General features: G+C 58.4%; 12 protein-coding genes. All 12 read left to right on the top strand.

Annotated elements, in window-relative coordinates; translation table 11 throughout:
- Nucleotides 1-73 precede the first annotated feature (73 nt).
- The 12 genes from ACR0ID_RS07015 to ACR0ID_RS07070 all read left to right on the top strand — a co-directional run bounded on the left by ACR0ID_RS07015 (nucleotide 74) and on the right by ACR0ID_RS07070 (nucleotide 13,056).
- A complete protein-coding gene (locus ACR0ID_RS07015; RefSeq protein ID WP_480604559.1) occupies nucleotides 74-988 on the top strand; it encodes a 5-bromo-4-chloroindolyl phosphate hydrolysis family protein in 915 nt (304 codons plus the stop codon).
- A gap of 30 nt (nucleotides 989-1,018) precedes the next feature.
- Nucleotides 1,019-2,209: a toxic anion resistance protein gene (locus ACR0ID_RS07020; protein WP_480604561.1), complete on the top strand. Its 1,191-nt coding sequence runs from the start codon at nucleotides 1,019-1,021 to the stop codon at nucleotides 2,207-2,209.
- 49 nt (nucleotides 2,210-2,258) lie between these two features.
- Nucleotides 2,259-3,179: a DUF2927 domain-containing protein gene (locus tag ACR0ID_RS07025; protein WP_480517713.1), complete on the top strand. Its 921-nt coding sequence runs from the start codon at nucleotides 2,259-2,261 to the stop codon at nucleotides 3,177-3,179.
- 21 nt (nucleotides 3,180-3,200) lie between these two features.
- Nucleotides 3,201-4,346, top strand: a complete 1,146-nt coding sequence (locus tag ACR0ID_RS07030) for an SPFH domain-containing protein (RefSeq protein ID WP_480554021.1) — start codon at nucleotides 3,201-3,203, stop codon at nucleotides 4,344-4,346.
- A gap of 47 nt (nucleotides 4,347-4,393) precedes the next feature.
- Nucleotides 4,394-5,497: a TFIIB-type zinc finger domain-containing protein gene (locus ACR0ID_RS07035; RefSeq protein ID WP_480604563.1), complete on the top strand. Its 1,104-nt coding sequence runs from the start codon at nucleotides 4,394-4,396 to the stop codon at nucleotides 5,495-5,497.
- 65 nt (nucleotides 5,498-5,562) lie between these two features.
- The gene (locus tag ACR0ID_RS07040) at nucleotides 5,563-6,231 is read left to right on the top strand and encodes a nitroreductase (protein WP_480604564.1); all 669 of its coding nucleotides are present in this window, start codon (nucleotides 5,563-5,565) and stop codon (nucleotides 6,229-6,231) included.
- A 42-nt stretch (nucleotides 6,232-6,273) separates the two neighbouring features.
- A complete protein-coding gene (dtd, locus tag ACR0ID_RS07045; RefSeq protein ID WP_480604566.1) occupies nucleotides 6,274-6,711 on the top strand; it encodes a D-aminoacyl-tRNA deacylase in 438 nt (145 codons plus the stop codon).
- On the top strand, nucleotides 6,711-7,814 hold the full coding sequence (locus tag ACR0ID_RS07050; protein WP_480604568.1) for a glycerate kinase type-2 family protein: 1,104 nt from the start codon (nucleotides 6,711-6,713) through the stop codon (nucleotides 7,812-7,814). Before dtd ends, ACR0ID_RS07050 begins: the two co-directional genes overlap by 1 nt.
- 234 nt (nucleotides 7,815-8,048) lie before the next feature.
- Nucleotides 8,049-9,635: an ABC transporter substrate-binding protein gene (locus ACR0ID_RS07055; protein ID WP_480604570.1), complete on the top strand. Its 1,587-nt coding sequence runs from the start codon at nucleotides 8,049-8,051 to the stop codon at nucleotides 9,633-9,635.
- 15 nt (nucleotides 9,636-9,650) lie between these two features.
- On the top strand, nucleotides 9,651-10,607 hold the full coding sequence (locus tag ACR0ID_RS07060) for an ABC transporter permease (protein WP_480604571.1): 957 nt from the start codon (nucleotides 9,651-9,653) through the stop codon (nucleotides 10,605-10,607).
- Entirely contained in the window at nucleotides 10,607-11,422 is an 816-nt protein-coding gene (locus ACR0ID_RS07065) for an ABC transporter permease (RefSeq protein WP_480604598.1), read from the top strand. The genes ACR0ID_RS07060 and ACR0ID_RS07065 overlap by 1 nt, the downstream gene beginning before the upstream one ends.
- Nucleotides 11,419-13,056 carry an ABC transporter ATP-binding protein gene (locus ACR0ID_RS07070; protein WP_480475718.1) on the top strand — a complete coding sequence of 546 codons (1,638 nt, stop codon included), beginning with the start codon at nucleotides 11,419-11,421 and terminating at the stop codon, nucleotides 13,054-13,056. The genes ACR0ID_RS07065 and ACR0ID_RS07070 overlap by 4 nt, the downstream gene beginning before the upstream one ends.
- The last annotated feature ends 61 nt before the right edge of the window (nucleotides 13,057-13,117 follow it).

Genomic DNA, 13,117 nt, shown 5'->3' on the forward strand with positions numbered 1-13,117 from the left:
AAAATTCGCCTACGCCGTATTGCTGGTGCTTTTGTTTGGCGTGTGCACAGGCGTGCTTGGGGGCTTGTAACGCATGGCAAAGCGATTTGGCGGCAAATACAGCCCTCAGGACAATGCGTCCGGTGACACTCTTCAGCCCCGTGGACAATTCGATGGCGCGCGGGTCGAACCTGCGGGTGCACGGGCCAATGTCCTGTTCATACCGGCGATCCCATTGGTATTTCTGTCGCTGAACGACGGCGCGATTGGCATGACCATTGGTCTGATCGCAGCTGGCCTGCTGACGGCAGCTGCGTTTTTGCTGCGCGAAGGTCTGCGGGCCGAAGCCGCGTTTAACGCCCGTAAAACCGCCCGCCGACCTGCTTTTCCGCGTAAAATCTTTGCCAGCCTTCTGACAGGTCTGGGTGCCGCTTTTGCGTCGTACCGGACCGAGTTTCTGAATGCGGAAACGGCATCACAAGTCAGCCTGCTTGCCCCCGTCTTGTTCGGCGCGGCAGCAACCGTGCTGCACTCGGCCTCCTTCGGGTTTGATCCGATGAAGGACAAAGGCATGGAAGGAATTGACACCTTTCAGCAAGATCGCGTTGCCCGGGTCGTTGAGGATGCGGAAAACCGTCTTTCCGAGATGACGGACGCCATCAAACGCGCGGGTGATCGCCGGATCGAAGCCCGTTTGGAACGGTTTCAGGACACTGCACGTGACCTTTTTCGAACGGTCGAGGAAGACCCCCGCGATCTGGCGGGCGCGCGAAAATACATGACGGTTTATCTACAGGGCGCGCGTGATGCGACGGTCAAGTTCGCCGATGTCTATGCCCGGACCCGCGATGCGCAGGCGATGACGGACTACGTCGCGCTGCTGGATGACCTAGAACAGAATTTCGCCGCGCGTACGCGCAAAATGCTATTGGATGACCGCAGTGATCTGACGGTCGAAATCGACGTGCTGCGCGAAAGACTGCAGCGCGAAGGCGTCCGGTTGGACTGACCGGCCATTATTTGAGCGAGGAACATCCCCATGTCCGATGAGATCAAGAACAAGGCGGCTCAGGCCGAAACACTGGTGCAGGAAGTCACCGCAGTTGCCCTGCCCGAACCAAAGGCCGAGGTTATCTCGCTTGAAGAAGCCGACGAACCAGTGAGTGCCGAGATCCGCAAGCGCATGGACGAGATCGACATGAGCAACACCAATTCGATTGTTGCTTTCGGATCTTCCGCTCAGGCCGAATTGCAGGAAATCAGTCAGGCCATGCTGGCGGATGTGCGCAACAAGGATGTAGGCCCCGCAGGCGACAGCCTGCGCAATATCGTGACCACGATCCGCGGGTTTTCGGTCAGTGAGCTGGACGTGCGCCGCGAGCGCAGCTGGTGGGAAAGGCTGCTGGGCAGGGCCGCGCCATTTGCGAAATTCACCGCTCAGTTTGAAGAAGTTCAGGGGCAAATCGACCGCATAACCGACGATCTTCTGGGGCATGAGCATACACTGCTCAAGGACATCAAATCGCTGGACCTGCTGTACGAAAAAACACTGGGCTTCTATGATGAACTGGCGCTGTACATCGCGGCGGGTGAAGAAAAGCTGACCGAATTGGACAGCCACGACATCCCCGAAAGGGAAGCTGCCGTTCAGGCCGCGCCAGAAGAAGAACAAGTGATGAAAGCGCAGGAACTGCGTGACATGCGCGCCGCGCGTGACGATCTGGAGCGCCGCGTGCACGATCTGAAACTGACCCGTCAGGTCACGATGCAGTCGCTGCCTTCGATTCGGCTGGTGCAGGAGAACGACAAGTCTCTGGTCACAAAGATCAACTCGACGCTGGTGAACACCGTGCCGCTGTGGGAAACGCAACTGGCACAGGCCGTTACCATTCAGCGCAGCGCCGAAGCTGCCGCCGCGGTGCGCGACGCCAACGATTTGACCAACGAGCTTTTGACTTCGAATGCTGCCAATCTGCGCCAGTCGAACAAGATGATCCGCGAGGAAATGGAACGCGGCGTGTTCGATATCGAAGCTGTCAAAAAGGCCAACGCAGACCTGATCGGCACTATCAACGAAAGCCTGGCCATTGCGGATGAAGGAAAAGCCAAACGTGCCGCGGCCGAGGCCGAGCTGCAGAAGATGGAGGTGGAACTGCGCGACACTTTGGCGTCTGCCAAGGCGCGGCGGGATGGAATCGGCGATAACGCCGGCACGGCAGTTCCTGGCTAAAGGCGGGAGTGGCGTGAAGGCCTACGAATATCTGAAAAAGGCGCTGGGGATGGCGGCGTTGTTGGCTTTGGCCAATTGCGATGAAACACTGACTTCCTCGATTCCACCGCAAGCGCGCCCAGCGCCTGTTTCTGTTGCGGCGAATGCCTATGTACCGCCCTCTGCCGCAAGTCAGGATTTGGCGCGGTTTTACCAGCGTGTCGAACGCGACCTTCTGGTGCGGGGGTTATTGCGGACAGACGGGGGCGGCCCTGATACACCTTATGACGCCCAGGATCTGGCGCGAAATTTCGAAACGATTGCGTTCTACAGCGAATATCCGACCCAAAACGTTTCCATCGGTTCGCGCCAGACAGACGGGCAGCTCAGCCGGTGGTCGGGGCCGGTGCGCATCCAGACCGAGTTTGGGCCTTCCGTGCTGCCCGCCGTACGGCAACAAGATGCGGAACGGGTTCAATCCTTTGCGTCGCGCCTGGCGAGGCTGACGGATCATCCGATTTCCGTGGTCTCCCGAAACGCTAACTTCCACGTCTTCTTCGCGGGCAAGGACGACAGCGCCTATGTGGTGTCCCGCCTGAAACAGCTGATCCCGAATATCAGTCAGGCTTCGCTTGATCTGGTGGCAAATCCGAGATCGAATTTCGATTGTTTTGTTTTTGCCTCGGCGACAACGGCCTCTCCGTATAAATATGTGCGCGCCGTTGCGTTGATCCGGGCCGAATTGACTGATCTGGTCCGTCGCAGCTGTATCCACGAAGAAATCGCACAGGGGCTGGGATTGTCGAACGATAGCCCGGCAGCACGCCCATCGATCTTCAATGATGATGACGAGTTTGCCCTGCTGACGAGCCATGACGAAAAACTGCTGACAATGCTTTATGACAAGCGGCTTGAGCCCGGCGTGACAGTCGATCAGGCCCGCCCCATCGTGCATGTCATTGCCCGGGAATTGATGGGGCAGCCGCTCTGACCCAAGGACAGGAGAACCCAAATGGGAATATTCGATTTTCTGACCGGAGAATTCATTGACGTCATCCATTGGGTTGACGACACTCGCGACACCATGGTCTGGCGGTTCGAGCGTGAAGGCCATGAAATCAAATACGGTGCCAAGCTGACGGTGCGGGAAGGTCAGGCGGCAGTATTTGTGCACGAGGGGCAGCTGGCGGATGTGTTCACGCCAGGTCTCTATATGCTTGAGACTAACAACATGCCGATCCTGACCACGTTACAGCACTGGGATCATGGCTTTCAGTCGCCGTTCAAGTCCGAGATCTACTTTGTCAACACGACCCGGTTCAACGACCTGAAATGGGGGACCAAGAACCCGATCATGCTGCGCGATCCCGAGTTTGGGCCGACCCGCATTCGTGCCTATGGCACCTATACCGTGCGCGTAAAAGACCCGGCCAGGTTCCTTGTGGAAATCGTTGGAACCGACGGCGAATTCACCATGAACGAGATCAGCTTTCAGGTCCGCAACATCATCGTGCAGGAGTTCAGCCGCGTTATTTCGGGATCTGGCATTCCCGTATTGGACATGGCGGCGAACACGGCTGATCTGGGCAAACTGATCGCGGCCGAAGTTTCCCCAGTGCTGGAAGGCTATGGGTTGGAAATGCCAGAATTCTACATCGAGAATATTTCGCTTCCGCCAGCGGTCGAGGCCGCATTGGACAAGCGAACCTCGATGGGGTTGGCCGGAGATCTGGGTAAATTCACACAGTATTCCGCGGCGGAGGCGATGACGGCTGCGGCCAGCAACCCCAACCAAGGCGGTGGCATGGGCGCAGGTCTTGGCATGGGAATGGGCATGGCAATGGCACAGCAGATGTCAAACATCGCAGCAGGCCAGCCAAGCGGCCCGTGGGGAGCGCCCGCCCCCGCTGCCCCGCGACCGGCAGCCTATGTGGCCCCGCCGCCGCCACCGGTCGAGCATGTTTGGCATATCGCCGTAGATGGGCAGACCAGCGGCCCGTTTTCCAAAGCCAGGATGGGCAGAATGGCCAGCGAGGGCGATCTGACGCGCGACACCTATGTCTGGACCGCGGGCCAGGACGGCTGGAAGAAGGCCGGAGACGTGCAGGAACTGGCGCAGTTGTTCACCATTCTGCCTCCGCCGCCGCCGGGGGCCTGACCAAAACGCGATACTCCTCCATCTGTCCTGACACTATTGGGTAATGTATGACACACGCCCCTGACCTTGCAGAGCACCGCTTCCCCTGCCAGCAATGCGGCGCGGATTACCGGTTCAGCCCTGGCGATGGTACGCTGACATGTGATCATTGTGGTCATTCCGAACCCATCGGATCGGGTCCCTGGCAAGGTGCCAGCCTGCGCGAACTGGATTTTGACGCGGCCATTGCGGATCGTCTGCCTGACAGCGAGTTGGAACAGACCCGCGTTCTGTCCTGTCCGAACTGCGCGGCGCAGGTTGAATTCGACCCCAATACGCACGCTGCGGAATGCCCGTTCTGTGCCACGCCGGTGGTAACCGACACCGGTGTGAACCGGCATATCAAACCGAAGGGCGTTCTGCCTTTTGCTTTCGACGAGCGCGAGGCGCATAAGGCGATGAGCGATTGGCTGGGGCGGTTATGGTTCGCGCCAAACGGGTTGAAGGATTATGCCCGCAAGGGCCGCAAGATGCAGGGCATCTATGTGCCTTACTGGACCTTTGATGCCGACACCAAGTCCACCTACCGTGGTGAGCGCGGCGTGATTTATTATGAAACCCACACCGTGATACGGGACGGTAAACGGGTTCAGCAACAGGTGCCAAAAGTGCGCTGGTCGCCCAAATCGGGTCGTGTTGCGCGGTTTTTTGACGACGTCCTGGTGCTGGCCTCGCAGTCGCTGCCCAAGGCTTACACCGACGCGTTGCAGCCTTGGGATTTGCCGGCACTTGAACCTTACCAGCCAGAATACCTCGCCGGGTTTCGCGCCGAGGCGTATACGGTTGAACTCAATGAGGGCTATACCGAGGCCCGCGCGCATATGGCGCGCGTGATCGAACGGGATGTTCGCTTCGATATTGGGGGTGACAAGCAGCGTATCCACGCGGTGGACACCGAGGTGCGCAATGTCACCTTCAAACATATTCTGCTGCCGATCTGGATGGCGGCTTACAAATATCGCGGGCAGACCTATCGATTTGTGGTGAACGGTCGAACCGGGCGGGTTCAGGGGGAACGTCCCTGGTCAGCCATCAAGATCACGATTGCCGTTGTTCTGGGCCTGCTTGTTGCCGGGGTTGTCGGGTATCTGGCAGCCAACGGGCAGCAATAGCAACTGCTTGTACATCTCGCGCGGCATGATCATCCTAAGGGTCGGAACATAACAACGAGGCGCTAGTGTCATTTGCAGAACTGAATAACCTTCTGGAGAAACGCCATTCCTGCCGGGCCTTCCTGCCCGACCCTGTACCAAAAGAGCAGATCGAACAAATCGTGGCCAGCGCGGCCCGGGTCCCAAGCTGGTGTAACGCGCAGCCGTGGCAATTGGTGATCACAAGCGGCGCAGAGACCGACAGGTTCCGCGCGGCGATGCAAAACGAAGCTGAAACAGGCGCACCGGCCCCCGATCTTCCGTTTCCCGCGTCATATTCAGGCGTCTATCAAGACCGCCGCCGCGCGTGCGGTTGGGCGCTCTATGAAGCAGTCGGTGTGGAACGCGGGGACCGGGCAGGATCGGCCCAACAAATGATGCGCAATTTCGCTCTGTTCGATGCGCCGCATTGCGCCATCGTCTCAAGCCCGGCGGAACTTGGGCCATATGGCGCAATGGATTGCGGAGGGTTTGTTACGGCTTTTTCGTTGGCAGCGCAGGCGTTGGGAGTGGCAACCATTCCTCAGGCCGCATTAGCCGCGTATGGCCCTTTCCTGCACAGATATTTTCGGATCCCGGAAGACCGCCTGATCCTGTGCGCGATTTCCTTTGGGTATTCGGACAGAAAGCACCCCGCAAATAACTTTCGCACAGATCGTGCCGCGCTGGGTGACTTTGTCGACTGGCGCGGCTAAACCATCGCTCAGGCAAGATAATCGCCAAGAGGGGGGAACCACGTGCGCGCGTTGCTGCAAAGAGTTTCGCAAGCCAAAGTATCGGTCGATGGCAACGTCATTGGCGTATCCGGTCCGGGGCTTTTGATTCTTGTCTGCGCCATGCAGGGGGACGATGAGGCTCAGGCTGAAAAACTGGCCCGGAAAACCGCCAGACTCAGGATCTTCAAGGACGACGCGGGCAAGATGAACCGCTCGCTTCTGGATGTAAAAGGGTCAGCCTTGGTGATCAGCCAGTTTACATTGGCGGCAGATACAACAAGCGGTAACAGGCCGGGGTTTTCAACGGCGGCACCGCCCGAACTGGGCGAGCATCTGTATAACACCTTCGCAGACCACCTTGCTGCGCAAGGTGTAGCGGTGGAAACTGGACAATTCGGGGCCGACATGGCCGTTGAACTTGTCAACGACGGACCGGTCACAATTTGGGTGGAGACTTGATGGATACTGAAAAGCAAGCCGTTCAACTTTGGCGCGCCGGAGTTGAGGCCGTTGACGGATACACCGCCACCGAGGCCGCCCTACACGACATCCCGAAACCGGATCGTATTCTGGCCGTTGGCAAGCCTGCCGCCGCCATGGCACGGGCGGCGTTGGAGCAGTTCGGCACGGTGCCCACGCTTGTCGTGACCAAGGACGATCACGGTCGGGACTTGCCTGACACTGTCGAGGTGATCGAAGCCTCGCACCCGGTTCCGGACAACCGCAGCCTTGCAGGCGGGCGCGCTCTGCGTGCTGCGCTGGAGCAGATGGAACCCGGATCACATGTGCTGCTTCTGGTGTCGGGTGGCGCGTCTTCGTTGGCCGAGGACCTTTTGCCCGGAAAATCGCTAAGCGATCTTGAAGCGTTGAACCGCAAGTTACTGTCAGAGGGAATGGACATCGGCGCTATGAACGCTGAGCGGCGCAAACTGTCCCGCATCAAAGGCGGTGGGTTGCTGTCGCACTTTGCGGGCGCGCGCGCGACCGTTCTGGCCATCTCGGACGTACCGGGCGACGACCTCAATGTCATTGGATCGGGTATCGGCGCTTTGCCTTCCAGCCACACATTTGAGGCCGTCACGCGGATCGTGGCCTCGAACGCCCATGCCCGCAGTGCGGTTGTACAAGCCGCCGAAGCGGCTGGGCTAAAGGTTTGGGCCGATGAAGAGGCGCTGCATGACGACTATCTGAAGGTTGCCGCACATCTCGGCCAAGTGCTGCGCGGCATGGAAAAGGGCGTGATGGTCTTCGGCGGAGAGCCGACAGTGGTCTTGCCCGATCACCCTGGGCGCGGTGGGCGAAACCAGGCGCTGGCACTTGCACTGGCGCAGGAGATTGCCGGGCAGCCAAACCTTACAGTTGTTGTCGGCGGCACGGATGGCACAGACGGGCCGACTAATGCGGCAGGAGGAATCATTACCGGCGCAACATGGAGCGAAAGCGGGATAACCGCCCTTCGAAATGCTGACAGCGGATCGTTTCTGGAAAAAGCCCAAGCCTTGCTGACAACCGGGCCAACCGGCACCAATGTCATGGACCTGGTTGTCGCAATACGTGGATGAATTGACGCATATCGCACCGCGCCGTACCGCAAAGGCTCGGAAACTGGCCTGAAACAGAATTGTATCATAGTATTCTTGTGGAAAGGGCATCGCGCCAAACAAGGTTACTTGCGCTTCGGCCTTCGGCATCTAGGAGAAATACCCTTGCCCGGTCCGCGGAAATAAGCCAACGTTGACTCATGCGTCAACAAAAGCCCGAAAAGGGCTGGAACCACTCGATAGGGAGATCACTAAATGAACGAACAAATCACGCATATGGCCGGTCAGGTCACAGCCGGAAAAATGACCCGCCGCGAATTCATGGGGAAAGCCGCGGCCCTGGGCGTTTCGGCTGCCGTGGCCAGCACGATGTTCGCCGACGCAGCACGCGCAGCTGGCCCGAAAAAGGGCGGCGACCTGAAGTTTGGCCTTCAGGGTGGCGAGTCCACAAACTCGCTGGATCCCGCAACCTATGCCAGCTCGGTTCCGTTCCAGAACGGCAAGCAATTCGGCGACCAGCTTGTAGAAGTTGCACCTGATGGGTCCATCGAGCCGCGCCTGGCTGAAAGCGTCGAAGGCAGCGCGGACGCCAAGGTTTGGACCTTCAAACTGCGTCAGGGTGTCGAGTTCCACAATGGCAAGACCATGACCAGCGAGGATGTGCTGAAGACCATGCAGCGCCACTCGAACGAAGACTCCAAATCTGGCGCCCTCGGCATCATGAAGGGCATCGAGTCAATGAAGGCCGACGGCGACAACTTCCAGGTCACTCTGACCGAAGCGAACGCCGACCTGCCTTATCTGATGGCGGACTACCACCTGATCATTCAGCCGGATGGCGGCATGGATAACCCGGCGGCTGGGATCGGTACTGGTCCGTACAAACTGGAAGTTGACGAGCCCGGTGTCCGTCACCTGTTCACCAAGAACGAAAACCACTGGAACAGCGATTTTGGCAACTTTGACAGCGTCGAAGTGGTTGTCATCAACGATGCGACCGCACGTACTGCAGCGCTGCAGTCCGGTCAGGTGCACGCCGTTAACCGCGTAGAACCCAAAGTAGCCGACTTACTGGGGCGCGCGCCAAACCTGACGGTGCATTCAACAGCGGGTCGCGGACATTATGTCTTCATCATGCATTGCGACACGGCTCCGTTCGACAACAACGAACTGCGCACGGCACTGAAATACGCAATCAACCGTGCGGATCTGGTGGACAAGGTACTGCGCGGCTATGGCTCGATCGGGAATGATATGCCGATCAACGCCGCCTACCCACTGTTTGATGAGACCATCGAACAGCGCGAGTTCAGCGTGGAAAAAGCCGCCGAGCACTACAAGAAGTCCGGTCATGACGGCTCGCCGATTATCCTTCGTGTTGCTGACGGTGCCTTCCCGGGTGCTGTGGATGCCGCAGCCCTGTTCCAACAGACGGCGGCGCAGGCCGGAATTCCGCTTGAGATCAAGCGTGAACCCAATGACGGATACTGGTCCGAAGTTTGGAACGTGCAGCCTTTCTGTGCCTCCTACTGGGGCGGCCGTCCGGTTCAGGACCAGATGTACTCGACCGCGTATCTATCAACCGCAGACTGGAACGACACTCGGTTCAAGGTTCAGGCGTTTGATGACATGCTGTTCGCGGCAAAGGCGGAGCTGGACGTTGAAAAACGCAAGGGCATCTATAGCCAGATGGGCAGAATGGTTCGCGACGAAGGCGGCCTGATCTGCCCGATGTTCAACGACTTTGTCGAAGGTGTCAGCAACCAACTGGACGGCTGGGAAAGCGACCCGACGCAAGAGATGATGAACGGCAACATGTCCCGCAAAATGTGGTTCGTCTAAGACGGGCCACGGATAATGCATCCCATCATCAAATTGGTTTCCCAGCGCCTCGCGCTGGGAATCCTATTGCTGTTCGGCGCTTCGGCCTTGATTTTTGGCCTGACCGAAGCTCTTCCCGGAGACGCCGCGCAAGCCGTCCTGGGGCAGTCCGCAACTCCAGAGGCCCTTGCAAACCTGCGCGAAGAAATGGGCCTGAATCGGCCTGCCCTGACCCGCTATTTCGAGTGGCTGGGCGGTATCGTTCAGGGTGATCTGGGTCAGTCCCTGACCAACAAGCTCGACATTGCGGAAAGCATTGGCAAACGGTTGGGCAACACATTGTTTCTGGCATGCGCCGCGGCCGTGGTTTCGGTTCCGCTTGCCATCTTCCTTGGCTTGCTGGCAGTCCGCTACCGCAACCGCTGGCCGGACAAGCTGATCTCAGCTGTCACGCTTACGACAGTGTCAATACCAGAGTTTCTGATCGGCTACGTGGTGATCTACTATGTTTCGGTAAAGCTGGGCTGGTTTTCCTCGCTTGCGATGATCAATGACTCGATGTCATTCGGGCAAAAACTCAATGCGATCGCATTGCCCGCTTTCGTGCTGACGCTGGTGGTTTTGGCGCAGATGATGCGCATGACCCGCGCGGCGATCCTCAACCTGATGCAGTCGGCCTATATCGAAACGGCGGAACTGAAGGGGTTGTCAAACTTTCAGGTCATTGCGCGACACGCCTTTCCGAACGCGATCTCACCCATTGTAAACGTGGTGATGCTGAACCTGGCCTATCTGGTCGTGGGCGTTGTCGTGGTCGAAGTGGTGTTCGTTTATCCCGGCATGGGACAATACCTGGTAGACTCGGTAACCAAGCGTGACGTGCCGGTCGTGCTGGCGTGTGGTGTGGTCTTTGCCGCCGTCTATATCGGGCTGAACATGGTGGCCGATATCGTGTCGATCCTGGCCAACCCAAGACTGAGGCATCCGAAATGATGAAGAATATTCCAATTTCGGCGATGATCGGTCTGTTTTTCACAGGTCTCTATTTCTTTGTCGCCTTAGCCGCGCCTTTGATTGCGCCCTACGGCATGGCCGAAGTGGTTGGCGATGTGTGGGAGCCATCAAGCGCCGAACACCTGTTGGGCACCGACAATATAGGTCGGGATCTGCTGACACGCATGATCTACGGCGGGCGTACGACGATTTTCATTGCGGCTGCGGCTACGATCCTCAGCTTTGTAACCGGCACGTCGCTGGGTTTGCTGGCTGCGGTTCTGGGCGGTTGGGCTGATCAGGTTCTCAGCCGGGCAGTTGATCTGATCATGTCGATCCCGACCCTGATCCTGGCACTGGTCATTCTGGCCATTGTCCCGGTGACAGTCCCGATCCTGATCCTGGTGATGGGTCTTCTGGACGCGACACGCCCGTATCGCCTGTCGCGGTCGGTTGCCGTCGACATCAACGTGATGGATTATGTAGAGGCCGCCAAGTTGCGCGGCGAAGGCCGTGCCTGGATCATCTTCCGTGAAATCCTGCCAAACGCCCTGTCACCGCTGGTGGCCGAGTTTGGGCTGCGGTTTATCTTTATGGTCCTCTTCATCTCGACCCTTTCGTTTCTGGGGCTGGGCGTTCAGCCACCGCTGGCCGACTGGGGCGGCATCGTGAAGGAAAACAAGGACGGCATCGTTTATGGCATCGGCGCAGCTTTGTACCCAGCTGTGGCCATCGCGACGCTGGCGATCTCGGTCAACCTTGTCGCTGACTGGGTCCTGAACAGAACCACATCGCTGAAAGGAGGCCGGGGATGAGTGATACCCTTCTCAAGGTCCGTGACCTCAAGATCGGTGCAACGGTCTATCCACCGGGTGAAAAACCCCATGACATCGAAATCGTGCACGGGGTCAGTTTTGACCTCGAACGCGGCAAGGTGCTGGGCCTGATCGGAGAATCCGGTGCCGGTAAGTCCACCATCGGCCTCGCTTCTATGGCCTATGGCCGGGGCGGTGTTGAAATTACCGGCGGCGAGGTTTGGGTAAACGGGCGCGATATCCTGAAATCGTCGCATGGCGATATCCGCAATCTGCGCGGGGGTGAGGTTGCGTATGTGTCGCAATCCGCAGCCGCGTCGTTCAACCCGGCAAAGAAGATCATGGATCAGGTTGTCGAAGCTGCGGTCGAGCACAAGAAATTTTCGCGAAAAGAGGCCGAAGGCCGCGCGCGGGAACTGTTCGCCAAACTAGGCCTACCCGACCCGGATAATATCGGCGAACGCTACCCACACCAGGTTTCAGGCGGACAGTTGCAGCGATGCATGACGGCGCTGGCGCTGTGCCCTGAACCCGATCTGGTGGTGTTCGATGAACCCACCACGGCACTGGATGTGACCACGCAAATCGACGTGCTGATGGCGATCAAAGAAGCCATTCGCGATACCGGTGTTGCTGCTCTCTACATCACGCACGACCTTGCGGTCGTGGCGCAAGTCAGCGACGAAATCATGGTTTTGCGGATGGGGAATACGGTTGAATACGGGTCAACCGATCAGATCATCAACAACCCGCAGGAAGAGTACACGCAGGCTCTGGTCTCGGTCCGTTCGATCGAGCACGAGGAAAAACAGCCCACAGCGGAACCGCTGCTGAGCGTTGACGGTATCACCGCGCGCTACAAGGGGTTGAATTTCGACGTGCTGCACAACGTCAATGTCGAGCTTCATCCGGGTCAGACGCTGGCGGTTGTGGGTGAATCCGGGTCGGGTAAATCGACACTTGCCCGAGTGATCACCGGCCTGCTGCCGCCGCGCGACGGCGAGATTACGTTTGCCGGACGCAAGCTTTCGCCTGACCTTGCCGGACGATCCCGCGAGGACCTGCGCGAGTTGCAGATGATCTATCAGATGGCTGACGTGGCAATGAACCCGCGCCAGACAGTGGGTACGATCATCGGACGCCCGCTGGAGTTCTACTTCAACATGCGCGGTGCCGAAAAGCGCAAACGGGTCGTCGAACTGCTGGACGAGATCGAGTTGGGCGAGAAGTTCATCGACCGTTATCCGGCCGAGTTGTCCGGTGGCCAAAAGCAACGCGTCTGCATCGCGCGGTCACTGGCAGCCAAGCCCAAGATGATCATCTGTGACGAAGTGACATCGGCGCTCGACCCGCTTGTAGCGGACGGTATCCTCAAACTGCTGCTGGATTTGCAGAAGATCGAGGATGTGGCCTATCTGTTCATCACCCACGATCTGGCGACGGTTCGGGCGATCAGCGACAGCATCGCGGTGATGTATCAGGGACGCGTGGCCCGTTATGGTCCAAAGAGTCAGGTGCTCAGCCCGCCATTCGACGACTATACAGACCTTCTGCTGAGCTCGGTGCCCGAGATGCATCTGGGCTGGCTGGAAGAGGTCGTTGCCCATCGCAAAATGGAAAGTGCGGGGAACTGATCTCTGCGCCTGTAACATCACTTTGAAGAAATGGATTCCCGGCGTTTTGCACCTTGGCTGA

The sequence above is a fragment of the Ruegeria sp. AL2 genome (assembly GCF_056540845.1).